The 23,688-nt window shown below is 63.8% G+C and carries 25 protein-coding genes and 1 pseudogene; 6 read left to right on the plus strand and 20 right to left on the minus strand.

Annotation, left to right across the window (positions count from 1 at the left end; translation table 11 throughout):
• Positions 1-187 precede the first annotated feature (187 nt).
• The 5 genes from NKI10_RS18815 to tesB all read right to left on the minus strand — a co-directional run bounded on the left by NKI10_RS18815 (position 188) and on the right by tesB (position 6,920).
• Positions 188-868: an outer-membrane lipoprotein carrier protein LolA gene (locus tag NKI10_RS18815; protein WP_023683897.1), complete on the minus strand. Its 681-nt coding sequence runs from the start codon at positions 866-868 to the stop codon at positions 188-190.
• Between the two features lie 138 nt (positions 869-1,006).
• Positions 1,007-3,676, minus strand: coding sequence for a DNA translocase FtsK (locus NKI10_RS18820; protein WP_352861395.1), 2,670 nt, complete (start codon positions 3,674-3,676; stop codon positions 1,007-1,009).
• A 349-nt stretch (positions 3,677-4,025) separates the two neighbouring features.
• The gene (locus NKI10_RS18825; RefSeq protein WP_023670498.1) at positions 4,026-5,456 is read right to left on the minus strand and encodes an ammonium transporter; all 1,431 of its coding nucleotides are present in this window, start codon (positions 5,454-5,456) and stop codon (positions 4,026-4,028) included.
• A gap of 31 nt (positions 5,457-5,487) precedes the next feature.
• Complete coding sequence (locus tag NKI10_RS18830) at positions 5,488-5,826, minus strand: P-II family nitrogen regulator (protein WP_023670499.1); 339 nt, start codon at positions 5,824-5,826, stop codon at positions 5,488-5,490.
• Between the two features lie 218 nt (positions 5,827-6,044).
• Positions 6,045-6,920, minus strand: a complete 876-nt coding sequence (gene tesB, locus NKI10_RS18835; protein ID WP_023687727.1) for an acyl-CoA thioesterase II — start codon at positions 6,918-6,920, stop codon at positions 6,045-6,047.
• A 112-nt stretch (positions 6,921-7,032) separates the two neighbouring features.
• On the opposite strand from tesB, the gene NKI10_RS18840 reads away from it, so the two are divergent.
• Positions 7,033-8,289 carry a ubiquinone biosynthesis hydroxylase gene (locus tag NKI10_RS18840; RefSeq protein WP_352741010.1) on the plus strand — a complete coding sequence of 419 codons (1,257 nt, stop codon included), beginning with the start codon at positions 7,033-7,035 and terminating at the stop codon, positions 8,287-8,289.
• On the opposite strand, the gene NKI10_RS18845 is transcribed toward NKI10_RS18840, so the two are convergent.
• Positions 8,266-8,433 carry a hypothetical protein gene (locus NKI10_RS18845; RefSeq protein WP_352861396.1) on the minus strand — a complete coding sequence of 56 codons (168 nt, stop codon included), beginning with the start codon at positions 8,431-8,433 and terminating at the stop codon, positions 8,266-8,268. The two genes, NKI10_RS18840 and NKI10_RS18845, sit on opposite strands and share 24 nt — an antisense overlap.
• Positions 8,434-8,513: 80 nt before the next feature.
• Positions 8,514-9,044 (minus strand): hypothetical protein, encoded by a 531-nt coding sequence (locus NKI10_RS18850; protein WP_023670503.1) that lies wholly within the window; start codon positions 9,042-9,044, stop codon positions 8,514-8,516.
• Between the two features lie 197 nt (positions 9,045-9,241).
• Here NKI10_RS18850 and NKI10_RS18855 point away from each other — a divergent pair.
• Both NKI10_RS18855 and NKI10_RS18860 read left to right on the plus strand, forming a co-directional pair.
• A pseudogene (locus tag NKI10_RS18855) lies at positions 9,242-9,832 on the plus strand (FGGY-family carbohydrate kinase); the annotation flags it as partial.
• Complete coding sequence (locus NKI10_RS18860; RefSeq protein WP_023742127.1) at positions 9,829-11,436, plus strand: GMC family oxidoreductase; 1,608 nt, start codon at positions 9,829-9,831, stop codon at positions 11,434-11,436. The pseudogene NKI10_RS18855 and the gene NKI10_RS18860, both read left to right, overlap by 4 nt.
• Positions 11,437-11,449: 13 nt before the next feature.
• Here NKI10_RS18860 and NKI10_RS18865 read toward each other — a convergent pair whose 3' ends face one another.
• On the minus strand, positions 11,450-11,806 hold the full coding sequence (locus tag NKI10_RS18865) for a YciI family protein (RefSeq protein ID WP_023698373.1): 357 nt from the start codon (positions 11,804-11,806) through the stop codon (positions 11,450-11,452).
• Positions 11,803-12,018: a hypothetical protein gene (locus NKI10_RS18870; RefSeq protein ID WP_023726056.1), complete on the minus strand. Its 216-nt coding sequence runs from the start codon at positions 12,016-12,018 to the stop codon at positions 11,803-11,805. Before NKI10_RS18870 ends, NKI10_RS18865 begins: the two co-directional genes overlap by 4 nt.
• A gap of 220 nt (positions 12,019-12,238) precedes the next feature.
• Here NKI10_RS18870 and NKI10_RS18875 point away from each other — a divergent pair, with 220 nt between their 5' ends.
• Positions 12,239-12,664 carry an OsmC family protein gene (locus tag NKI10_RS18875; protein WP_352861398.1) on the plus strand — a complete coding sequence of 142 codons (426 nt, stop codon included), beginning with the start codon at positions 12,239-12,241 and terminating at the stop codon, positions 12,662-12,664.
• Positions 12,665-12,873: 209 nt separating this feature from the next.
• On the opposite strand, the gene NKI10_RS18880 is transcribed toward NKI10_RS18875, so the two are convergent.
• The 6 genes from NKI10_RS18880 to NKI10_RS18905 form a co-directional block, all read right to left on the minus strand.
• Positions 12,874-13,503 (minus strand): YceH family protein, encoded by a 630-nt coding sequence (locus NKI10_RS18880; RefSeq protein ID WP_352861399.1) that lies wholly within the window; start codon positions 13,501-13,503, stop codon positions 12,874-12,876.
• Between the two features lie 241 nt (positions 13,504-13,744).
• Positions 13,745-14,524 (minus strand): succinate dehydrogenase iron-sulfur subunit, encoded by a 780-nt coding sequence (locus tag NKI10_RS18885; protein ID WP_352861401.1) that lies wholly within the window; start codon positions 14,522-14,524, stop codon positions 13,745-13,747.
• A gap of 40 nt (positions 14,525-14,564) precedes the next feature.
• Positions 14,565-16,394 carry a succinate dehydrogenase flavoprotein subunit gene (gene sdhA, locus NKI10_RS18890; protein WP_352861403.1) on the minus strand — a complete coding sequence of 610 codons (1,830 nt, stop codon included), beginning with the start codon at positions 16,392-16,394 and terminating at the stop codon, positions 14,565-14,567.
• A gap of 1 nt (position 16,395) precedes the next feature.
• On the minus strand, positions 16,396-16,794 hold the full coding sequence (sdhD, locus tag NKI10_RS18895) for a succinate dehydrogenase, hydrophobic membrane anchor protein (RefSeq protein WP_023683885.1): 399 nt from the start codon (positions 16,792-16,794) through the stop codon (positions 16,396-16,398).
• Positions 16,794-17,213 (minus strand): succinate dehydrogenase, cytochrome b556 subunit, encoded by a 420-nt coding sequence (gene sdhC / locus NKI10_RS18900; protein ID WP_023683884.1) that lies wholly within the window; start codon positions 17,211-17,213, stop codon positions 16,794-16,796. Before sdhC ends, sdhD begins: the two co-directional genes overlap by 1 nt.
• Before the next feature lie 240 nt (positions 17,214-17,453).
• Positions 17,454-17,924 (minus strand): hypothetical protein, encoded by a 471-nt coding sequence (locus NKI10_RS18905; RefSeq protein ID WP_352861405.1) that lies wholly within the window; start codon positions 17,922-17,924, stop codon positions 17,454-17,456.
• Positions 17,925-18,176: 252 nt separating this feature from the next.
• Between NKI10_RS18905 and NKI10_RS18910 the strand changes: the two genes are divergently transcribed.
• Positions 18,177-18,548 (plus strand): hypothetical protein, encoded by a 372-nt coding sequence (locus NKI10_RS18910; protein WP_352861406.1) that lies wholly within the window; start codon positions 18,177-18,179, stop codon positions 18,546-18,548.
• 37 nt (positions 18,549-18,585) lie between these two features.
• Here the strand turns inward: NKI10_RS18910 and NKI10_RS18915 are convergent, their stop codons facing one another.
• Positions 18,586-19,782, minus strand: a complete 1,197-nt coding sequence (locus tag NKI10_RS18915) for a GGDEF domain-containing protein (RefSeq protein WP_023698369.1) — start codon at positions 19,780-19,782, stop codon at positions 18,586-18,588.
• 163 nt (positions 19,783-19,945) lie between these two features.
• Here NKI10_RS18915 and NKI10_RS18920 point away from each other — a divergent pair, with 163 nt between their 5' ends.
• On the plus strand, positions 19,946-20,257 hold the full coding sequence (locus tag NKI10_RS18920) for a hypothetical protein (RefSeq protein ID WP_023670517.1): 312 nt from the start codon (positions 19,946-19,948) through the stop codon (positions 20,255-20,257).
• 106 nt (positions 20,258-20,363) lie between these two features.
• Here NKI10_RS18920 and leuC read toward each other — a convergent pair whose 3' ends face one another.
• From leuC to NKI10_RS18940, 4 genes are all read right to left on the minus strand, one after another.
• Entirely contained in the window at positions 20,364-21,773 is a 1,410-nt protein-coding gene (gene leuC, locus NKI10_RS18925; protein WP_023670518.1) for a 3-isopropylmalate dehydratase large subunit, read from the minus strand.
• A gap of 72 nt (positions 21,774-21,845) precedes the next feature.
• Positions 21,846-22,058 (minus strand): hypothetical protein, encoded by a 213-nt coding sequence (locus tag NKI10_RS18930; protein WP_352861479.1) that lies wholly within the window; start codon positions 22,056-22,058, stop codon positions 21,846-21,848.
• Positions 22,055-22,690 carry a class I SAM-dependent DNA methyltransferase gene (locus tag NKI10_RS18935; protein ID WP_352861408.1) on the minus strand — a complete coding sequence of 212 codons (636 nt, stop codon included), beginning with the start codon at positions 22,688-22,690 and terminating at the stop codon, positions 22,055-22,057. Before NKI10_RS18935 ends, NKI10_RS18930 begins: the two co-directional genes overlap by 4 nt.
• Positions 22,691-22,748: 58 nt before the next feature.
• The gene (locus NKI10_RS18940) at positions 22,749-23,564 is read right to left on the minus strand and encodes an amino acid ABC transporter permease (protein ID WP_352861410.1); all 816 of its coding nucleotides are present in this window, start codon (positions 23,562-23,564) and stop codon (positions 22,749-22,751) included.
• Positions 23,565-23,688 lie beyond the last annotated feature (124 nt).

Genomic DNA, 23,688 nt, shown 5'->3' on the forward strand with positions numbered 1-23,688 from the left:
AACAAGGTCGCCGATCTACTGCCAGCCGAGCGCCACAAACACAAGCCAGCCTTTGCGGGCGGCGGCGCTGATTCAGGTCAGGCCGAGTCGAAAATGGTGGTCTCCGAGAACCGGAGCGGAGCGTACTTAAACCACGTGAGCACCGGAAGCGCAGGAGATCGCCATTTGCAGCCCGGCCTCACCGGATCTAGCGGTGGTTGGTGTTCAGCTCGCGGTTCGCCGTATAGTCGATGGCGAACGTATCCGCAGGGAAGCTGACGCCTTCCTTGGTGTTGTAGATCATCACCGTGGTGTCCTTGCCCTGCGCGTCGGTGATGGTCCACTGGCGCAGATCATAGGATTTCGGATCGAACATCATGGTGATCTTCGAATTGCCGAACACCGACTTGTCGGCAAGCTGGATGGTGGTGAGGTCGCTCTCTTCCTTGATCGATTTGACGCGGCCGCCCGAGAGGTCGATCTTGGTGTCGAGCAACAGCTTCAGCGGCGTCTTCGACAACGGATAGAGATCGGACGTTTTCAGCCGCTTGTTGAGGATGACCACCGACTTGCCGTCGGAAATCACCCGGAAATTCGACTTGCCGTCATAGTTGAAGCGAATCTTGCCTGGCCGCTCAAGGAAGAACTTGCCGCCGGTCTGCTGGTTGTTGGGGCCGAACTGGACGAACTCGCCGCTCATCGATTTGACCGAGGAGAAATGGTCGGCGATCTTTTGCGCCGTCGGCGGCACCGCCGCCTGCGCCGAGGCCAAGAGCTGGAACCCCGGCACGACGTTGATGGCCGCGGCGCCGGCAAGCATCAGGCCAAGGCCGAGCAACTGGCGACGGTTTGGAGCGAAATCGCTGATCGCGGATAGATCGTTTTTCATGCCGGTCACTCTCGTGTGGTGTGTGTCTCGTTGCAGTCCGTGGACCCCCAGTTAGACTTAAGTTTGGCGGGCCGGACAGCGCTCAGTCGCTGTAACGTGCCAAAAGGTTCAAGGTTGCCGCCGGGCCGTATCGGCTGATCAGAACTTGTCGTCCTCGGTCGGCACCAGGATTTCGCGTTTGCCGGCATGGTTGGCCGGGCCGACAATGCCTTCCTTCTCCATCTTCTCGATGATCGAGGCGGCGCGGTTGTAGCCGATGCCGAGCCGGCGCTGGATATAGCTGGTCGACGCCTTGCCGTCGCGCAGCACGACCGAGACCGCCTGGTCGTAGGGATCGTCGGAATCCTCGAAATTGCTGTTGCCGCCACCACCAGCGCCGCCCTTGCCCGACGGCTCGTCATCGTCCTCGCCGTCATCCTCGGTGATGGCGTCGAGATATTCGGGCACGCCCTGCAGCTTCAGATGGGCGACGATCTTCTCGACCTCCTCGTCGGCGACGAAGGGGCCGTGCACGCGCTGGATGCGGCCGCCCCCGGCCATGTACAGCATGTCGCCCATGCCGAGCAGCTGCTCGGCGCCCTGCTCGCCCAGAATGGTGCGGCTGTCGATCTTCGACGTCACCTGAAAGGAGATACGGGTCGGGAAATTGGCCTTGATGGTGCCGGTGATGACGTCGACCGACGGACGCTGCGTCGCCATGATGACATGGATGCCGGCCGCGCGCGCCATCTGTGCCAGGCGCTGCACCGCGCCTTCGATGTCCTTGCCGGCGACCATCATCAAATCGGCCATCTCGTCGATGATGACGACGATGTAGGGCATCGGCTCGAGATCGAGGTTCTCGGTCTCGTAGATCGCCTCGCCGGTCTGGCGGTCGAAGCCGGTCTGCACGGTGCGCGAGATTTTTTCGCCCTTCTTTTCAGCCAACTGCACGCGCGCGTTGAAGCCGTCGATGTTGCGCACGCCGACCTTGGACATCTTGCGGTAGCGGTCCTCCATCTCGCGCACGGTCCATTTCAACGCCACCACCGCCTTCTTCGGGTCGGTGACCACCGGCGTCAGAAGGTGCGGGATGCCGTCATAGACGGAAAGTTCGAGCATCTTCGGGTCGATCATGATCAGCCGGCAGTCCTGCGGCGTCAGCTTGTAGAGCAGCGACAGGATCATGGTGTTGATGGCGACGGACTTGCCGGAGCCGGTGGTGCCGGCGACCAGCACATGCGGCATCTTGGCGATGTCGACGATCACCGCCTCGCCATTGATGGTCTTGCCCAGCGCCAGCGCCAGCTTGGACTTGGTCGTCTCGAAATCGCGGCTGGCCAGGATCTCCCGGAGATAGACGGTCTCGCGCTTGGCATTCGGCAATTCGATGCCGATGGCGTTGCGGCCGGGCACCACGGCGACGCGGCAGGCAATGGCGCTCATCGAGCGGGCGATGTCGTCGGACAGGCCGATGACGCGCGACGATTTGATGCCGGGCGCCGGCTCCAACTCATAGAGCGTGACCACCGGGCCGGGCCGTACCGCGATAATCTCGCCCTTGACGCCGAAATCCTCCAGAACGCCTTCGAGCAGGCGCGCATTCTGCTCCAGCGCGTCCTTGGACAGGCTGGCGTCGCGCACCACGTTCTTCGGCTCCGACAGGAAATGCAGCGACGGCATTTCGAATGTTTCCGAGCCGATCAGCGAGGTCTGCGCCTCGCGCTGGACGCGCGCGCCGGGAGCGGGACGCGGCGCAGGTGCGGCGACGCGGGTCGCCGCATCTGACCGGAAGTTTTGCACCTTGGCGTTCGGCGCGGCACGGCGCGGGACCGGCTCGTCGTCGAGTTCGACCTCCTCGTCGCCATTGTCGAAACCGGCATCGAGGACGTCGTCATCGTCCGGATCGACGGAAACGCTGCGGTCATTGACCATGGCGGCGAAGAATTCCGGCTCGACGCGGGCGCGGCCATCCGGGCTCATCCGCGCTTCGGCGAATTCCGCCGATTCGACCCGTTCGGCGGCGCGGCGCCATGCGGTGGAGCGCTGCTCCATCTCCGGCTCGAACTCGTCGCGCTCCTGCTGGCGGCGCACAGCCCCGCGATGCATCCAGGCGCGGAAAGACAGCCACCAGTGGGTAACGGCGCCGAGCGCCAGTATCCCTTCGTCGCCCTCGTCGTCGTCTTCGTCGAAGAGCAGGTCGTCCTCTCGGGGATCGGGCTCCGCGGTGCGCTCCATGACGGCAAAGCCGTTCTTGCGCGCAATCAGCGCCGAGCCATAGGCAAACAGCCACAGCGCCGGCGCAATGAGCACCATGGCAATGATGCTGGCAACGATGCCGGTCGGGTAGCCGCCAATGACCAGGCCCGGAATATTGAGCACCATGTCGCCGAACACGCCGCCGAGGCCGGTCGGCAACGGCCAGGTCTTGGGCGGCACCACGCAGCCGGCCATCGCCGCCGCGAGCAGCGCGAAGCCGAACCAGGCAAGGCCGCGCTTCGGCAGCCTGTCGACACCGCGCGCCGAAAACAGGAGAAAGCCCCAGATCACCGCCGGCACCAGGGCGGCGACCGCGGCAAGGCCGAAGAACTGCATGGCGAGGTCGGAGAATACCGCGCCCGCATAGCCCATGGCGTTGGTGACGATGTTGTCGGTGGCGTGCGAGAAGCTGGGATCGGCGACGTTCCAGGTCGCCAGCGCCGCGACGCCAAAGGCGACCAGCGCAAACAGGCCGGCGCCGACCAGCCGCCCGACCTGGCGCCGCGCGAATGCCTGGATGCCGTACCCCGTATCGGTCAGCGCGAGCGGTGCTGAAGCCCCTGAACGCATGCTTCGTTCCCCGTCTGTCATGGACTGGCCGGGCGCATGACGCACTCCGGCAGATTCGGATGTCAGACTATCGGGGGGAAGGTTAAGGCCGCATTAACTATACGGCAGCCGGAGCCACGATCTTGCTCACTCCACTGTAGGCAGCCTCAACAGTTCGGAACCAATCCGGTCGACGTCTCCCCGCCGGCGGCCATCACTAGAACGTGATTGCGCGGGGATCGAGGCCTGCCAGCACGGTTGCCCAAAAAAGAGAGGCCCGGAATGACCCGGGCCTCAAAGCGTGAACTCCTTTCGGGAGCGTCACGACGGGATGGGAGAATGCGGGGCGGCCGAAGCCGCCCCGCGGTGCTTACGAGTGGTAGGCCGCTTCGCCATGCGAAGTCAGGTCGAGGCCTTCGCGCTCGGCGTCGGCTGTCGGACGCAGACCGATGATCAAGTCGACAACCTTGTAGAGGATGGCGCTGCCGATGCCCGACCACAGCAGGGTTACCAGGACGCCTTTGCCCTGCGCCAGGAGCTGCGTGGCCGTGCCGGCATAGCCGGCGGCGAAGTCGGCCGTCGAATAGTCGACGATGCCGGCGCCGCCGAGGGCGGGATTGACCAGAATGCCAGTGCCGAGCGCACCGATGATGCCACCGACGCAGTGGACGCCGAAGACATCGAGGCTGTCATCATAGTCGAATGTGTTCTTCACCACCGAGACGAAGAAGTAGCAGACGAAGGTGGCGACGATGCCAAGCACGATAGCGCCCATCGGGCCGGCAAAACCTGCAGCCGGCGTAATCGCGACGAGGCCGGTGACGGCGCCCGAAACAGCGCCGAGCATGGAGGCTTTGCCGCGCAGCAGCGATTCAAGCACGATCCAGGCCACCGCCGCCGCCGCCGTGGCGACGAAGGTGTTGATCATGGCCAGCACCGCATAGGCGTTCGCTTCGAGGTTCGAACCGGCGTTGAAGCCGAACCAGCCGACCCACAGCAATGAAGCGCCGACCATGGTCAGCGTCATCGAGTGCGGCGCCATGATGTCCTTCTTGTAGCCGATGCGCTTGCCGATCATCAGCGCGCCGACGAGACCGGCAATGCCCGCATTGATGTGAACGACCGTGCCGCCGGCGAAGTCGATGGCGCCGAAGCTGAAGATCAGGCCGGACGGGTCGGCATAGGCGCTCGGGCCGCCCCAGAACCAGACCATGTGCGCGATCGGGAAGTAGATTAACGTCACCCATAGGATAACGAAAAGGATCAACGCGGAGAATTTGACGCGTTCGGCGAATGCGCCGACGATCAGGGCGGGCGTGATGCAGGCGAAGGTCATCTGGAAGACGACGAACACCAGTTCAGGAATGGCGACGCCCTTGCTGAAGGTTTCCGAAAGCGTCGATACGTTGACGCCGGAGAGAAACATCTTCGAAAGGCCGCCGACGAAGGCGTTGCCCGGGGTGAAGGCGAGGCTGTAGCCGTAGAAGACCCAGATGATCATGACCACGCTGGTGATGGTGAAGACCTGCATCAGCACCGACAGCATGTTCTTGGTACGAACCAGGCCGCCGTAGAAAAGCGCAAGGCCGGGAATGGTCATCAACAGCACCAGCACGGTGGAAATCATCATCCACGTGGTGTCGCCCTTGTCGACGGTAAAAGCCGGCGCTGCTGGCGCTGCCGCCGCGACGGCGGGAGCCGCCTCCTGCGCGAAGGCAGCAACCGTGCCCAATGCTCCGAGCGCTAAGGAGCCCAGCAGCGCGGAGCGCGCCACTGACTTCAAGGTGGAAGGTATATTCATTGAACTCTCCATTGGAATACGTGTTCGCCGCTCAAAGTGCGTCGGTGTCTGTTTCGCCGGTACGGATGCGCACCGCCTGATCGATGCCGAAGACGAAGATCTTGCCGTCGCCGATCTGGCCGGTCTTGGCCGCCGCCGTGATGGCTTCGACGGCCTTGTCGACCAGGTCTGTGCTAACCGCGACTTCGATCTTGATTTTCGGCAGGAAACTGACCGCGTATTCCGCCCCGCGATAGATTTCCGTGTGTCCCTTCTGACGCCCGTAGCCTTTGACTTCGGTGACGGTCAGGCCCTGGATGCCGACGGCGGTGAGCGCTTCGCGCACCTCGTCGAGCTTGAACGGCTTGATGATTGCCATCACGATTTTCATAAGGTTTCACCCTTTGCTGTTGCGGTCCCCCGCGTTTGCACACCTTCACCGATCCCAAAAAGCCCGGAGAGTGCCCAACAGGATTCAAGCTCCGTGCCAGTTGCCGAAGCAGGGTGTTAACTCATTGTAAACAAACGGATCGCTCGAGTCCCGGCGCCACGGTGCGCACTGTCAACGGACAGTCACTGATTAAAAAGTAGGCAATTTTTCGAAAATGCCTATTCCGCAGGCGGCCGCTTCAGCCGGATCAGGCCTTCTTGGGCAACCGAGGCGATCAGCGTGCCGTCGCGGGCAAACAGCGAGCCGCGGGTGAAGCCGCGCGACCCCTGCGTCGACGGGCTGTCCTGCGTGTACAGGATCCAGTCATCGAGCGGATGGCTGCGATGGAACCACATCGCATGGTCGAGGCTCGCCGCCTGGATGTCGCGGTCGAAAATGGCGCGGCCGTGCGCAAAGGTCGAGGTGTCGAGCAGCGTCATGTCGGAGAGGTAGGCAAGCACCGCCGCCTGGATGCCGCGGTCGGCCGGCACCGGGCCGGTGGTGCGGATCCAGATGTTCTGCTGCGGCTCCAGCTTTTCGCGGCTGGTGTAATGCTTCAGCATCACCGGCTTCATCTCGATCGGCCGGTCACGCTCCCAGTAGCGCTTGATGCCGTCCGGCACCGCCTCGCCGAACTTGCCCAGCAATTCGCGCTGCGACAACAGGCTGTCGGGCGGCGGCACGTCGCGCGGCATCGGCAGCTGATGCTCAAGGCCAACCTCGTCCTGCTGGAACGAGGCTTCCAGCGAAAAGATCGCCTGGCCGTGCTGGATCGCCACCACGCGCCGCGTGGTGAACGAGCCGCCATCGCGGATGCGGTCGACCTCGTAGACGATCGGCACCTTGGTGTCGCCGGGCCGCATGAAATAGCCGTGCAGCGAATGCACGTGGCGCTCGGGCTCGACGGTGCGCTGCGCGGCGACCAGCGCCTGGGCGATGGTCTGGCCGCCGAAAACGCGCTGCCAGTCGAGCTTGGGGCTGCGACCACGGTACAGATTGTGTTCCAGCTGCTCGAGGTCGAGAATGCTGAGAAGCTCGTCCATGGCCGCCGTCATGCTTCGTGACCTCGCCGTAAGATGCTATGGCGGTTTCCGACAGGAATGGCGGGCAGTCAAGGCCGGAATGCCCCAGTGGGCGGGGATGGTCGAGACTTCGAAAGGAATTGACATGGCGAACCGCAACCCGGACGCAAAAACCCCGCTCGACGTGCTGGTCGCTGGCGCCGGCTATGTCGGCCTCGCCGCCGCCGTGTCGCTGAAACAGGCGCGGCCGGGCCTCGCCGTGGCGGTCGTTGATGCTGCCCCCGCCGGCGTCTGGCAGAAGGACCGCCGCGCCTCGGCGATCGCCGCCGCCGCCTGCCGCATGCTCGACCAGCTCGGCGTCTGGCAGGAAATCGTCGGGCAATCGCAGGCGATCACCGAGATGATCGTCACCGATTCGCGCACCGCCGATCCGGTGCGTCCGGTGTTTCTCACCTTCGATGGCGAGGTCGCGCCGGGCGAACCGTTCGCCCACATGGTCGCCAACAAGGACCTGAACGGCGCCTTGCGCCGCCGCGCGCAAAAGCTAGGCATCGACATCATCGAAGGTGTCGCGGTCGCATCGTTCGACGGCAATGGCGCCGGCATCACCGTGCATCTGGCCGACGGCGCGGCGATTGAGGCGCGGCTGCTGGTCGCCGCCGACGGCGTCAATTCCAAATTGCGCGACATGGCCGGCATCAAGACGGTGAAATGGGAATATGGCCAGTCCGGCATCGTCTGCACGGTGGCGCATGAGCGCCCGCACAATGGCCGCGCCGAAGAGCATTTTCTGCCGGCCGGCCCGTTTGCAACGCTGCCGCTCAAGCCCACCGAGGACGGCACCAACCGCTCGTCGCTGGTCTGGGTCGAACGTTCCGAGGATGCCGAAAAGCTGGTCTCGGGCGACGACCTCGTCTTCGAGCAGGAGCTTGAATTGCGCTTCGGCCTGAAGCTCGGCGAAATCCGCGTCACCGACAAGCCGCGCGCCTGGCCGCTCGGCCTGACCATCGCGCGCGCCTTCGTCGCCCCGCGCGTAGCACTTGCCGGCGACGCCGCGCACGGCATCCACCCGATCGCCGGCCAAGGCCTCAATCTCGGCTTCAAGGATGTGGCGGCCCTTGCCGAAGTGGTGGTCGAGGCCGATCGCTTGGGACAGGATATCGGCGCGCTCGACGTGCTCGAGCGCTACCAGCAATGGCGCCGCTTCGACACGGTGCAGATGGGCGTCACCACAGATGTGCTGAACCGGCTGTTTTCCAACGACATCGGCGCGCTGCGCCAGGTCCGTGACATCGGCCTCGGCCTCGTCGAACGCATGCCCAGGCTGAAGGAGTTCTTCATCCGCCAGGCGTCGGGGTTGTCCAACGGCACACCGCGACTATTGAAGGGGGAGGCGATCTAGCAGCCAGACAAGGTAGTAGAAGACCACAATGGCGACCAGCGTGCCGACCACCAGCCTGCCGGCGCGGGATTTGCGCAATCTGTCACCAAACAGCATGCCGATCAGATCGGCCAATTCCGCAGCCACGTACGCAATTGCTTCCATCTGTGCCTTGACGGTTTGGGGGTACCGTCCCATTGATGTGGGGACGACCGCCTTCCGTTCAAGATCAATGTTGACCGAGGTCAGTTGACCTCAAACCCCAGCTTCTGCCGCAGTCGCAGCATGCGTTGGTCGGCGACCTTGAAACTCTGCTCGCCGCTCTTGGCAACACGATCCAGCATCTGCAGCAGATCTTCGCGCTCGTGGGGATCGAGGCGCTCGCGCAGGAAGGGCGCCAGCTTGTCGATGACGATCGTCGTGTCGTCGATCTGCGCCGCGGCCCATTTGGCGTAGACGACGGCTTCATCGGTCTTCTTCTGGTTGTCCGCAATCTGCGAGATCACCTCGCGGATGACCGTTTCGCGCTTCGGCAGGATCGGGCCGTGCTCCGCTGCCAGTGCGGTGATCAGCGTTGCCGCCGCCACCACAGGATCGTCGATCGCCGTCAGCGGCGACAGCGCCGCCTGCTTGCGCAGCTTCTTGCGCCTTATGTTGCCCTGGACGCGGCCGACGACGTCGGCGACCTCGCGCGCGGCTTCGTTCATGGCCTTCATGCGATACCACCAGAACGCCCCGGCTCCCAGCACGCCGAGAATAGCAATCAGGAAAGGCATGTCCAATTCCCCCGAAAATTGCGGCGACGATAGGAGAACTCCGGCGTTGCTTCAACACGCAAGAATTGTATCTGATGAGAAAACAGAGCTGGCCCCCTAATCATCCAGACGCCGAGATCGGACGTCCTGGGTTCAGGTCGCTCGTCACGGGCACTAATGATGCAACCGCTTGGCGATAACGCCGACTTCGCGTCGAGCGCGGTGCCCATTATGACGATCCGTTCGGCCACTGCAATGCGGCTGTCGGCGCGGTGACGCCGGCCTGGGACGATCCGATGTTCCACCCGTTTCTCTACGGGTCGTGGCAAGGGGCGGAATACCGCGCCGGCTTCTACGGCCTTGCCGGCTGGCACAAGGAAGGCCATATGCTGCGCGCGCTGTTCGAGGGCGTGATGTTCGAGCATAGGCGCCACATCAATGTTCTGAAGGACGCCGGTGTCAGCTTCGACAAGGCGGTCCTGTCCGGCGGCGGCTCGCGCAGCGAGCACTGGCCGCAAATCTTCGCCGACGGGCTTGGGGTGCCGATCACCGTGCCTGAGGCGCGCGAGACCGGCGCGCTTGGCGCGGCAATCGGCGCCGGGGTCGCGGCCGGCCTGTTCGCCGACTATGAGGCCGGCGTCGACGCCATGACCCGGTCAAGCGCCGCCTACCGTCCGAACCCGGCCATGCAGGACCATTACAACAGGCGTTATCGCGCCTATTGCGGCCTTGCCGATACGCTGCGATCGTTCTGGGCCGAACACGCCGCAGAACCGAGTAGAACACCGCCGAGTAAACCACCGCAATGACCCAACGGCTCGATGGCGACTACGACTACATCATTGTCGGCGCAGGCACCGCCGGCTGCGTGCTGGCCAATCGCCTGAGCGAAAACCCGGCGACGCGCGTGCTGCTGCTCGAGGCCGGCGGCAGCGACAATTATCACTGGGTGCATATCCCGGTCGGCTATCTCTATTGCATCGGCAATCCGCGCACCGACTGGATGATGAAGACTGCCCCCGAAGCCGGCCTGAACGGCCGCTCGCTGGTCTATCCCCGCGGCAAGGTGCTGGGCGGCTGCACCTCGGTCAACGGCATGATCTACATGCGCGGCCAGGCGGCGGACTACGATGGCTGGCGGCAGATGGGCAATGTCGGCTGGGGCTGGGACGATGTGCTGCCCTACTTCCTCAAATCCGAGGACCATCATGGCGGCAAGACCGAGCTGCATGGCTCCCGCGGCGAATGGAAAGTGGCGCGGCAACGCCTGTCGTGGCCGATCCTGAACACCGTGCAGGAGGCGGCCAAGGAATTCGGCATCATGCCGCGCGAGGATTTTAACGACGGCGACAATGAGGGGTCCGGCTTCTTCGAAGTCAACCAGAGCAAGGGCGTGCGCTGGAACACAGCCAAGGCATTCTTGCGCCCGGCGCTGCGACGGCCGAACCTCAGGCTGGTCGTCAACGCGCATGTCGAGACGGTGTTGTTCGAGGGCAAGCGTGCTATCGGCGTTTGTTATCGCGTCGGCGGCCAAACCATCGAGGCAAAGGCCAGGAGCGAGGTGCTGCTGACCGCCGGCTCGATCAACACGCCGAAACTGCTGGAGCTTTCCGGGGTCGGCGAGCCGGATCGCCTCGCCGCGCTCGGCATCGATGTGGTTCACGCCAGCCCCGATGTCGGCGAGAACCTTCAGGACCATCTGCAGATCCGCACTGTCTACAAAGTGTCGTCGGCGCTGACGCTCAACACGCTAGCCAACAGCCTGAGCGGCAAGGCGAAGATCGCGCTGCAATATGCCTTTGGCCGCTCGGGACCGATGTCGATGGCGCCGAGCCAGTTCGGCATGTTCTCGAAATCCGATCCGTCGATGGCGACGCCGGACCTGGAGTACCACGTCCAGCCCTTGTCTACCGACCGGCTGGGCGACCCGCTGCACCCGTTCCCGGCAATCACCATGTCGGTCTGCAATCTGCGGCCCGAGAGCGTCGGCTCGGTGCACGCTACGACGCGCGAGCTGGCCGTGCAGCCGGAGATCCGGCTGAACTACCTCTCTACGGCGCGCGACCGCGAGATCGCGCTGCGTTCGGTGCGCCAGGCGCGCAGCATCATGACCGCCAAGGCTCTTGCCGGCTTCCATCCGGAAGAAATCCTGCCTGGTCTCGCCCACCAGTCGGACGAGGACCTGCTGCACCAGATCGGCTCGATCGCCACGACCATCTTCCACCCGGTCGGCACCTGCCGGATGGGCATCGATGACCGCGCCGTCGTCAGCCCGGACCTGCGCGTGACCGGTATCGAGGGGCTGCGGATCATCGACGCGTCGATCATGCCGCGCATCGTCTCCGGCAACACCGCCTCGCCAGTGGTGATGATCGCCGAGAAGGCGGCGGATATGATCCGCCGGCCTGCATGACGTGCGCCGCCGCCTATGACCCCGGCACGTCGTAGATCGCCCTGACTTCGACGGTGCCGATTTCAGCCAGCGGAATTTTGCCGGCGATCTCCAGCGCCTTGTCGAGAGTGTCGGCTTCGATCATGACGAAACCAAGCAACTGCTCCTTGGTTTCGGCAAACGGACCGTCAGTGATCAGCCGCTTGCCTTGGCGCCGCCGCACCGTCTTCGACGTCTTCACCGATTGCAGCGCCTGCGCGATGATCAGCTTGCCTTGCTGGTCCAATGACCGGTCATAGGCCATCGAATCGGCGTCGAGCTTGGCCAGACGCTCCGGCGTCATGGCATGGAGGTCCTTTTCCTCGCCGTAGACCAGACAGACATATTTCATTTCCAGCTCCCTTGCTGTGACGACCCATAGGCGATCACGGTGCCGGCGGCATCCTTGCCGGCAGCAGCGTGGTCGAGCACGCAGACCGCAATGCCGATCACGGCAACCGCAGCAAGCAGCCGGCCGAAGCCGGAAGATCGCGAGCACTCGATCTCGCGTAGACGCGCGCTTTTGTCGGCGTCGTTCCAATGGGCAGAAAACAGATTGTTCATCTTGGATCTCCATCCGCCACGAGAATCCGTGGACGCTCGCAGGACGGCCGGCGCCGATGCAAGTCGACATTTTTGCACGCACATTTTTTCAGAAAAAATTTGCAGGGCACGCCGGCGTCGCATCCGGCCGAAACAGCGCGGTGGTCTTCCCCTGCCGCCGCGCTATAGTTGGAGGGAACGCCGCGTGGCCGGCGCTGTCGCTGTAATCAAGGAGAATTTTATGGACCGCACCGCAAACGCCGTCTGGAAAGGCAATCTGAAGGAAGGCAAGGGCACCCTCGACAGCCAGAGCGGCACCTTGAAGGGCACGCCCTATTCGTTCAAGGCTCGCTTCGAGGACGAGAGCGGCAAATCCGGCACCAATCCCGAAGAGTTGATCGCGGCGGCACACGCCGGCTGCTACGCCATGCAGCTGTCGCATTTCCTGGCCGAGAACGGCACGCCCGCCACTGAACTCGACGCCAAGGCGGTGGTGACGCTGGTCCCCGGCACCGGCATCACCGGCAGCGCCATCACCCTGATCGGCAAGGTACCGGGCATCGATACGGCGAAGTTCAAGGAATTGGCCGAGAAGGCCAAGGCCGAATGCCCGGTTTCGAAGGCGCTCGGCGCCATCAAAGTGTCGCTCGACGCGAAACTGGGGTGATCCGCCGATTTTGCCCGGGGTAGCGATCCTTCGCGCCCCCCTCTGCCCTGCCGGGCATCTCCCGGGGAGATTGGAAGCTCGGTAGCTGGCACTTTCTTTCGACGTTCGTGATTGGCGAAGGCCGGCGTGACATCTGATCTCCCCACTTGAGGGGGAGATGGCCGGCAGGCCAGAGGGGGGTGCTGTCCCACCAACGTCTCGGATAACTATTAAGCGCCCAGCGCATCAAGCCGGGCGCGAAGGGCTGCGACTTCCTGCTCCAGAGCCTCCAATCTCGCTTCCAGGTCGGAAGCAGGCAAGGCCAGCGCGCTCCGCTGCACCGATAACGCGGCGACGTCCACCGGTCCTGCGAGCAGATGCACGTAGCGGTCCTCGCGCTGGCCTGGCCCGCGCGGTATTTCCTGGATCAGCGGCGGTCGGCGGCCGATCAGCATGTCGAGTTCAGCGCGCAGGTCTTCGATCGACGAAAACCGCGCCATGCGCTCAGCTCGCGCCAGCAACTCATGCGCGGTCTGCGGCCCGCGCAGCAAAAGCAGGCCGATCACCGCAGTCTGCGGCCTCGTCAGCGAGAAGCGCTGCGCCATCTGATGCTCATAGCGCTCGACGCGCGAGCCGAACATCTGACGCACCAGCCCCTTCTGCTCGAGCAGCTTCAGCGTCCGATGCACCTCTGTCGGCTCGAGCGCCATCACAGGCTCGCGCGCCGTCTTCTGGTTGGCGGCTGCAAGTGCTGCATTCAGCGTCAGCGGATAGACATCCGGCGTCAGCTCCTTCTTCTCGATCAGGCAGCCGAGCACACGGGCTTCGACCGGATTAAGGATTGGAAGCTCTTCGCTCATTGGGTTGAGTATCCTTTCTAGCGCCGGCGAGACAGCGCCCCCCTCTCTGTCCTACCGGATATCTCCCCACGCGGGGGGAGATCGGCAGCTTCGCCGACAGCGCGCCATCCTTCAACCTTGGAGATTGGCGAAAGCCGCGATGACGGCCAATCTCCCCACCCGTGGGGGAGATGTCCGGCAGGACAGAGGGGGGCGCGAAGGATCGCCGCGTCCGAGATTGCCGCGAGCGAACTCGCCTCAACTAAACCCGCCGCTCCACCATCATCTTTTTGATTTCGGCAATCGCCTTGGCCGGGTTGAGCCCCTTCGGGCAGGTCTGGGCGCAGTTCATGATGGTGTGGCAGCGGTAGAGCCGGAATGGGTCTTCGAGATCGTCGAGCCGTTCGCCCGTGGCTTCGTCGCGGCTGTCGATCAGCCAGCGATAGGCCTGCAGCAGCGTCGCCGGGCCGAGATAGCGGTCGCCGTTCCACCAATAGCTCGGGCACGAGGTCGAGCAGCAGGCGCATAGGATGCACTCGTAGAGCCCGTCGAGCTTTTCGCGGTCCTCATGGCTCTGCAGCCATTCCTTGGCTGGCTCTGGCGACACTGTCTTCAGCCATGGCTGGATCAAGGCGTGCTGGGCGTAGAAATTGGTGAGGTCGGGCACCAGGTCCTTGACCACCTGCATATGCGGCAGCGGGTATACCTTGACGGCGCCGGAAATGTCGTCGCAGCCCTTGGTGCAGGCCAGCGTGTTGGAGCCATCGATGTTCATGGCGCAGGAGCCGCAAATGCCTTCGCGGCAGGAGCGGCGCAACGCCAGCGTCGGATCGATCTTGTTCTTGATCCAGAGCAGCGCATCGAGCACCATCGGCCCACAATCGTCCATGTCGACGAAATAGGTGTCGATGCGCGGGTTCTCGTCATCGTCGGGCGACCAGCGGTAGATGCGGTATTCCCGCAGGTTGGTGGCGCCCTCCGGCTTCGGCCAGGTCTTGCCCGGCTGCACCTTGGAGTTCTTGGGAAGCGTGAGTTCGACCATTACCTCAGGTCCTTTCGGATGACGAGCTTCGGCACCATGGTCAGTACACCCTGGCCTTGGGCGCGATCTTGGCGAGGCTGATGCCGCCGTCCTTTTCCGCCACCAACGGTTCGGTGTGCACCGGACGATAGCTGAGGCTCACCTGGCCGTCCTCGCTTAGCCGGGCCAGCGTATGCTTGCGCCAGATAGTGTCGTCGCGGGCCGAGAAATCTTCGCGCGCATGCGCGCCGCGGCTCTCCTTGCGCGCCTCGGCGCCGTAGACCGTGGTGATGGCGTTGGCCATCAGATTTTCCAGCTCCAGCGTCTCGACCAGATCGGAATTCCAGATCATCGAACGGTCGGAGACTTTCAGGTCCTTGAGCTCGGTCCATATCTGCGAAATGCGCTTGCAGCCGTTTTCGAGTGACTCCTGTGTGCGGAACACGGCCGCGTCTTCCTGCATCGCCTTCTGCATTTTCTCACGCAGAACGGCGGTTGGCGTCGGCCCATTGGCGTGGCGCAGCCGGTCGAAGCGATCCATGATCTTTTCGACCGAGGCTTCGTTGGGCGAAGGGATCGCCGAATTACGGTCGATGACCTGGCCGGCGCGGATTGCGGCGGCGCGGCCGAACACCACCAGATCGATCAACGAGTTCGAGCCCAGCCGGTTGGCGCCGTGCACGGAGGCACAGCCGGCCTCGCCGACCGCCATCAGCCCGGGCGACACCCGGTCAGGATTCTCGACCGTCGGGTTAAGCACCTCGCCCCAGTAATTGGTCGGCACGCCGCCCATATTGTAGTGCACCGTCGGCAGCACCGGGATCGGCTCCTTGGCCAGGTCGACGCCGGCGAAAATCCTGGCCGATTCCGAAATGCCCGGCAGCCGCTCATGCAGCACGGCCGGATCGAGATGATCGAGATGCAGGAAAATATGGTCCTTGTTCTTGCCGACCCCGCGGCCTTCGCGGATCTCCAGCGTCATGCAACGCGAGACGACGTCGCGCGAGGCCAGGTCCTTGGCCGACGGCGCGTAGCGTTCCATGAAGCGCTCGCCCTCGGAATTGACGAGATAGCCGCCCTCGCCGCGCGCGCCTTCGGTGATCAGGCAGCCGGCGCCATAGATGCCGGTCGGATGAAACTGCACGAACTCCATATCCTGCAGCGGGAAGCCGGCCCGTGCCGCCATGCCGCCGCCGTCGCCTGTACAGGTGTGCGCCGACGTCGCCGAGAAATAGGCGCGGCCATATCCGCCGGTCGCCAGCACCACCATCTTGGCGGAGAAGCGATGGATAGTGCCGTCGTCGAGGTTCCAGGCGACGACGCCGGTGCAGGTGCCGTCCGGTTCCATTATCAGGTCGAGCGCAAAATACTCGATGAAGAACTGTGCATTGTTCTTCAGCGACTGGCCGTAGAGCGTGTGCAGGATGGCGTGACCGGTGCGGTCGGCGGCAGCACAGGTGCGCTGCACCGGCGGGCCGTCGCCATAATTCATCATGTGTCCGCCGAACGGCCGCTGGTAGATCTTGCCCTCTTCGGTGCGCGAGAACGGCACGCCGTAATGCTCGAGCTCGTAGACCGCCGCCGGTGCCTCGCGCACCAGATATTCCATGGCGTCGACGTCGCCCAGCCAGTCCGAACCCTTGACGGTGTCGTACATGTGCCACTGCCAGGAGTCCGGACCCATGTTGGACAGCGACGCGGCAATGCCGCCTTGTGCCGCCACCGTGTGCGAGCGGGTCGGGAACACTTTGGTGATGCAGGCCGTGCGCAGGCCCTGCTCGGCCATGCCGAGCGTGGCGCGCAGGCCGGCGCCGCCGGCGCCGACGACCACCACGTCGAACTTGTGGTCGACAAAGGTATAGCCGGTGGCCGATTTCGCGTCCTTGGCCAAATCAGCCTCCGAATGCCAGTTTGAGCAGGGCGAAGATCGAGGCGACGCCGACCGCTATGGTGAAAAACGTGCTGAGTGCGATCAGCGCCAGCTTCATGCCTTCGGCATGCACGTAATCCTCGATAATGACCTGCATGCCGACACGCATATGGGTGAGACCGGAAACGAGCACCAGCGCCAACACCAGCGCCACGAACGGACTGGCGAGCGCCGCTCGCACCTCGGCGAAGCCGGCGCCATTGAGCGCGATCAGGAACCCGACGAAGAACAGTATCAGCGGGATGTTGGCAATGGCCGTCAGCCGCTGTCGCCAGAAATGCCCGGTGCCTTCGCGGGCCGAGCCCAGACCGCGGACCTTGGCCAGCGGCGTGCGCATATCGTTGTTGTTCGTGCCGCTCATCACAAGGTTCCCCGCGCCATGTAGCCGGCGACCCAGATCAGCAGCGTGAGCAGGATGGAACCGGCGAGCGTCGCCCAGGCGATCTTCGATGCCGTGTGTTTCTCCAGCCCGGCGCCGGTGTCCCAGACGAGATGGCGCACGCCGCCCAGCATGTGGTGCATCAGCGCCCAGGTGTAGCCGAACAGGATGAGCCGGCCGAGCCAGGTGCCGAAGGCCCAGTTGATCCAATCGAAAGCGCCTTGCGAACTCGCCGCCGCCATCAGCCACGCGGCGACCAGCAGCGTGCCGAAATACAGCGCCCCGCCAGTGATGCGGTGAATGATCGACATCGTCATGGTGATCGGTGGGCGGTAAATCGTCAGGTGCGGCGAGAGCGGCCGTTCACGTCTGGCGGTTCGGGTGGCTGGTGATTTGCTCATGGCTGCCCCAGTTCGATGTCCGGAGCCGCGGTGGAAAGCGGCACTTACCGCCTCGATATATGACTTCAGACAGCCGGTTTCTAATGCTCTTTTTGCACCGCGTCAAAGCCGGAAAATCGTTTTGAAAACGTCATTTAGTCTGACAAAAGGCTGCTGTTTCGCTTCAATCGATTTGGCCACCGTCGAAAGCCGGCGCACCGTTCGCTGCAGTGCGGCATTTCCTTTGCAATCGACGCCAGGCTATCGTTTGCAGGTCTGTGGTGTCGAGCCCCTCTTCATCACCAGCGCCTCGCGCGCGTCGATCACGATTGCGTCATGCGACGCGGCTTCCTGGTAGCGGCTGGACTGGTTGGCGGGTGATGCGGCAAACTCCTCGGTCGTGCCATCGGGCCTGACAACGCGCAACGCCGGCCCGAGGTTCTGGATGGTGATCATGCCGCCATTGCCGCATCTGTAAGTTGCCGTGCCGACAGCAGACCGCGGCGCGGTAAGGTCGGTGACGATCTTGGCTGAAGGTGCGGCAGGCGCTGTCGGAGCCGTTGCGGAAGCCGGGGGCGCCACAGGTGCGGCGGACTGCTGAGCCGGCACGGGCGCGACAGTGGGTGGTACGGTATTCACCGCCGTCGGCGCGCCGTTCTGCGGCACGCAGGCTGCGGCAGTCAGCAAGGGGATCGACAACAGCGTCACCCGAAACGTCCGGCGTAACGCCATATGCTGTCCTCCTGCGCGGCTAACTAGCCGCGATGTTCCACCAAGATCAAGCTCACCCGACGTCAGCGTAGTTGTGTGCGTCGCGGCCGATGGTGCGGGCAAGCATGGCCGAATGATGACGCCCGGGTTTCCATCCCGTCGGATATTAACCATGTTTGGCGAGAGATCGCCGCCGGATGCGCCTGCCCTCTTAACAAAGGTTAAGAAAAGGTTAATTTCCGATTCGATCGGGTCCACAGCAGAGAGGACACCATGCTTTCGAATTCAGGAAGAGCGCGCCTTGCGGCGCTTGTGCTGGCGACAGCCAGTCTCGGCTTCGCCGCCCCGGCAATGGCCTGGTCGCGCCATCATGACCGCGTCTATTCCGATTCCCTAGGCAATCTCGTCATCGACAGCGCCGCCGGCTACAAGCGCATCATTGTCGGCCAAGGCAGGCTGGCCAAGAAATTGTCCGACTACACCAGCGCCGGGCAGCCGGAAGCGGAACCGGAAGTCCTTTATGAAGACGAGGCGGATCACATCTCCAGGCGTGGCTGCTACCAGCCGCCGGTGTTCGTGAAGGGCCGCTCCTATATGTACGGCCTCTCCGATGGCGAAATGCCCAACCTCAGCCCTTGCCGCTGATGATCCGGCACGGCCGAGAGGCCGTTTAAGCGAGACGCTAACCGACGCTGCCTGTATCCGGGATGAAGACCGTTTCCGCCCGCTCATAGGACAATCGCACGCTGTCGCGGCCGTTCTTCTTGGCCTTGTAGAGCGCTTCGTCGGCGCGCCGCATCAGCGGCTCCAGCCCTTCGTCGCCGGTGCGCGCCGCGACGCCGAAGCTCGCGGTCACCCTGGTGCCCGGCGGCAACCCGTCGACACTGCCGGCCGAATAGTGCGTGCGCACGGCTTCGGCAAACAGCCGCGCCGTGGCAAGATCGCTCAGCGACAGAAGCACAGCGAACTCCTCGCCGCCGATGCGGCCGGCAACCGCACGCGTGCCGGCGGCCGCGCGAAGCTTGGCGGCGAAGTCGGCGATCACCTGGTCGCCCGCGGCATGTCCGTATTTGTCGTTGAGCGCCTTGAAGTGATCGAGATCGGCCAGCACCAGCGCGACCGGCACCTTGGTAACAGCGCAATGCTGCAGCACCAGCAAGGCGCGCTCCTCGAAACCCCTGCGGTTGAGCAGGCCAGACAGCGGATCGGTGTGCGTCTCGGTCTTCAGCGCCTTCATCACGTCGAGCGCAGCTGCCGAGAACAGGCAGAGCGCGATCAGCAACGACAGCAGCGCGTGCGTCAAAAGCGCCGTCGTCCAGTAGGACGAGCCATAAAACCCGTCATAGCTGGTGAACGGCCCGTGCGAGATGACGACGAGCAGCGTGCGGCCGATGAAGTTCAGCCCGGACAGCAGCGACAACACGAACAGGATTTTTTCCGTCGGGCCGTTCTTGCGCACGGCGCGCAGCTCGGCAGCGACCAGCAGGCTGAGGCCGCCAAAGCCGAAATTGATCGACAGGATGCGCCAAGTCAAGTCCGGCTGGACGAACAGGAACCAGCAGAATGCCACCATCCCGCCACCCGCCAGAATGCCGATCGCGATATAGGGCACGCGCCTGCCGTAGCGTGAGATGATCGCACCGACGAGGCAACAGGCGGCGAGCGTGAAGCAGAGGTTGGAGACCAGCTTGGTCAGCACCATGCCGCCGGGCAGCGTGAAATACTGCAGCAGGAAGCCGGGCGCGGACACGCAATAGCTCGTGCCGAGCACAGCCAGATAGGGCCGGTGGCGCTGATAGAACCACAGCACGAGGAACGCCGCGCCGAGCGCCAGCGCGATCGTCGGATTGAGCAGCGCTATGAACAGGCCGGTGTCCAAAGGACGGTGACTTCCCCGCTTGACGTCAGGGAAGACCTTAGAGCGCAAGCCCCAACAAGCGGTTAAGCCGGGACGAATATGCAAGTCGCCACTCATGAAGCTGGTGCACGGAACCGGGACCTGAGGCCGGCGTTTCCTGACAGCAATCAAGGAGAAGTTGTTCATGGCCGACACGATCACGCTGACCGATCACGAAGCAATTCGCTCATGGGCCGCAGGGCGCGCCGGATTTCCGGCGATCGTCGATGTATCGCCCGAAACCGGAACGCAGCCGTTGCTGAGGCTCGTCTTCGGCCAGCACGCCTATCAGGACCAGGATCAGCCTGAACGCCCGGTCAACGCAGGCGGCTACGAGCTGGTCGAATGGGACGAGTGGTTCAAGATCTTCGACGAGCGCGAACTGGCGCTGGTGGTCGCGGCCGACGAACCCGGCAGCCGGGAGGAATTTCATGAAATCATCCGGCGTGCCGGCTAGGGCATATACCCCAAGGGTCTTAGAGCGGCGCGCATTAAACAAAACCCCGAACGGTTTTGCCGTTCGGGGTTTGCATAAGCTCAGATCAGGCTTGAAACAGTCAGCGCTATTTCCAGTCGCGGATGTCGACGAAATGGCCGGCGATCGCCGCCGCCGCCGCCATCGCCGGCGACACCAGATGGGTGCGGCCCTTGAAGCCTTGCCGGCCCTCGAAATTGCGGTTCGAGGTCGAGGCGCAGCGCTCATGCGGCTTCAGCCGGTCGTCGTTCATGGCCAGGCACATCGAGCAGCCCGGCTCGCGCCAGTCGAAACCGGCGGCAATGAAGATCTTGTCGAGACCCTCGGCCTCCGCCTGTTCCTTGACCAGACCGGAGCCCGGCACGATCATCGCATCGACATGCGCACTCACCGTCTTGCCTTCGACCACCTTGGCCACCGCACGCAGATCCTCGATGCGGCCATTGGTGCAGGAGCCGATGAAGACGCGGTCGAGCGTGATGTCGGTGATCTTCGTGCCCGGCGTCAGCCCCATATAGTCGAGCGCGCGGATCTTTGACGTCCGCTTGTTCTCGTCCGTGATCTCTTCCGGATTGGGAACGACGCCCTGCACCGAAACGACGTCCTCGGGCGAGGAACCCCAGGAGACGATCGGCGGCAGCTTGGCCGCGTCGAGCACGATCACCTTGTCGAAATGCGCGCCCTCGTCGGACTGCAGCGTCTTCCAGTATTCGAGCGCGGCGTCCCACGACGCGCCCTTCGGCGCGCGCGGCTTGCCCTTGACATAGGCGAAGGTGGTTTCGTCGGCCGCGATCAGGCCGGCGCGCGCGCCGCCCTCGATCGACATGTTGCAGATCGTCATGCGGCCTTCCATCGACAGCGCGCGGATCGCCTCACCGGCATATTCGATGACATAGCCGGTGCCGCCGGCGGTGCCGATCTCGCCGATGATGGCGAGGATAATGTCCTTGGCGGTGACGCCTTCCGGTAACTGGCCATCGACACGCACCAGCATGTTCTTGGCCTTGCGCTGGATCAGCGTCTGGGTCGCCAGCACATGCTCGACCTCGGAGGTGCCGATGCCATGTGCCAATGCGCCGAAGGCGCCATGCGTCGAGGTGTGGCTGTCGCCGCAGACGATGGTCATGCCGGGCAGCGTGAAGCCCTGCTCCGGCCCGATGATGTGGACGATGCCCTGGCGGATATCGTTCTCGGAGTAATATTCGACGCCGAAATCCCTAGCGTTCTTGGCCAAGGCCTCGACCTGGATGCGGCTTTCCTCGTTCTTGATGCCGAACTTGCGCTCGGGCGAGGTCGAGACATTGTGATCGACCACGGCCAGCGTCTTTTCCGGATGCCGGACTTTTCTGCCGGTCATGCGCAGACCTTCGAAGGCCTGCGGGCTGGTCACTTCATGGACGAGATGGCGGTCGATGTAGAGCAGACAGGTGCCATCATCCTGGCGGTCGACGACATGGTCGTCGAAAATCTTGTCGTAGAGGGTGCGCGGTGCGCTCATGTGCGTAAATCCGTCGATTTGCAAAAAGGGGAAGGGCAGACGCGCCGAAGCCTTCGGCCCGGCGAAAGCGGCTTAGCTAAGTTGGCTGGTGAGCGCGCCGGAAATGCGCGAAGAGAAACGCGACGGCAGGCGTTTTCTGTCCTGCAGCACGAAACCCTTATAGGCCGGATCGCCAAAAAGCTCTTCCATGGCGTGGCTCATACCAATGTTTTGGCTTTTCGGCAATTGCGGCGTGTTTTCCCTTCTCCCCTTGTTGTGGGAGAAGGCGAAGAGGGCGGCGCTCAAACCACCTCGAATACGAAAGTCTTCACCAGCGCGTCCGCCTCGGCGATCGCATAGCAGCGGAACCATGGGCTTTGCTCGACCGGCTGCCATTTCCCGGCCCGTTCCAACTCATCGAACACGGCCTGGAAGCCACCGCTGTCGAACACCTGGTCGCGCACGGTGAAGATAGCGTGGCCGCCTTTCCTGGTGATGCGGACAAGCTCGTGCAGGCCGGACGCCGGCGCATGGCTGATGGTGAACACGCCAGTCGAGAAGAAGGCGCGGAAGTGGCCGTCTGGCCAGGGCAGCGGCCCGCCGAGCATTGCCTGCTTCAGATCGCCATAGGCATTGCGGCTGCCGGCGATCTTCAGCATGTCGTCGGAGAGGTCGAGCCCGGCAATGTCGTGATAACCCAGCGCCTTCAATGACGGGCCCGACAGGCCGGTGCCGCAGCCGGCGTCGAGCAGCGGGCCTTCACCCACCTTCACATGGCGCGCCACCCAGGCGGTGATCAGGAACGGCAGCAGATAGCCGAGCGAAGCGGTCTCGCCGTCATAGGTCGCGGCCCAGTCTGCATAGGCCTTGGCCAGCCCTTCCGGCGTGTCGGCCGAATAGACGGTACCCAGCGCCGCATTGGCCTTGTCGATCGTCATCGCCTGCATCCTCCGGAATCCTGTCCTCCGCGATCGTAGCCGTGCCCGCGTCGGACTTCTATTCCTGCTGCGCCCGCCGCAGTCGTTGCTCCAGCCCCCGCAGCGCCAGCGACAGGCTGACGGTGAGGATGAGATAGATATAGGCGACGATCGAATAGGTCTCGAAGAAGCGGAACGAGCCGGCGGCGTAGATCTTGCCCATCTGCGTGATGTCGGCGACGCCGAGCACCGAGACCAGCGAGGAATCCTTGACCATGGCGACGAAGTCATTGCCGAGCGGCGGCAGGATGGTGCGGATCGCCTGCGGGAACACGATCAGCCGGAAGCGCTGCGTGCGCGTCAGCCCGAGCGCCTTGGCAGCCTCGATCTGGCCTTTCTCGACCGACTGGATGCCGGCGCGGAAGACCTCGGAGATGAAGGCGGAATAACCGATGGTCAGCGCCATGATTGCACGCCACAACAGCGACACGTCGCGCACCAAAAGCTCGCCGAGATAGCCGGCGTTTTGCAGCGGCGCGGTCAGCGCATTCCACGCAGCCACGAAGGCCGGCGCGCCGGCGAAGGCGATCCAGAACAACAGCACCAGGATCGGCACGCCACGGATGATCTCGACATAGAAACGAGCGATCTGCCTGAGCCAACGCGACCCCGACATCCCCATCAGCGCAATGCCGAGCCCGACGGCGGAAGCCAGCGCGAAGGCGACCACGGTGACAAGAATGGTGATGCCGATGCCTTTGGCGACGGTGGCAAAAACCTGGGCGTAGAGATCGCTGGCGGCAATGGAGAGCGCAGCGACGACGGCGAGCGCGATCGCGGCGGCAAGCCACCAGGGGAAATCGGATTTGAGAGTCGAAGCGGGGGGCGTGGCCATCAGGGCGCTTCACCCTCCCCCTTGTGGGGAGGGTCGGCGAACAAGCTTTGCATCGCAAAGCTGGTGAGCCGGGGGGGGGTCGTGACAAAGCGCCGGCGCTGGCACCCCCACCCCGCTCCGCTTC

The sequence above is a fragment of the Mesorhizobium sp. M0802 genome (assembly GCF_040320115.1).
GTDB lineage: Bacteria > Pseudomonadota > Alphaproteobacteria > Rhizobiales > Rhizobiaceae > Mesorhizobium.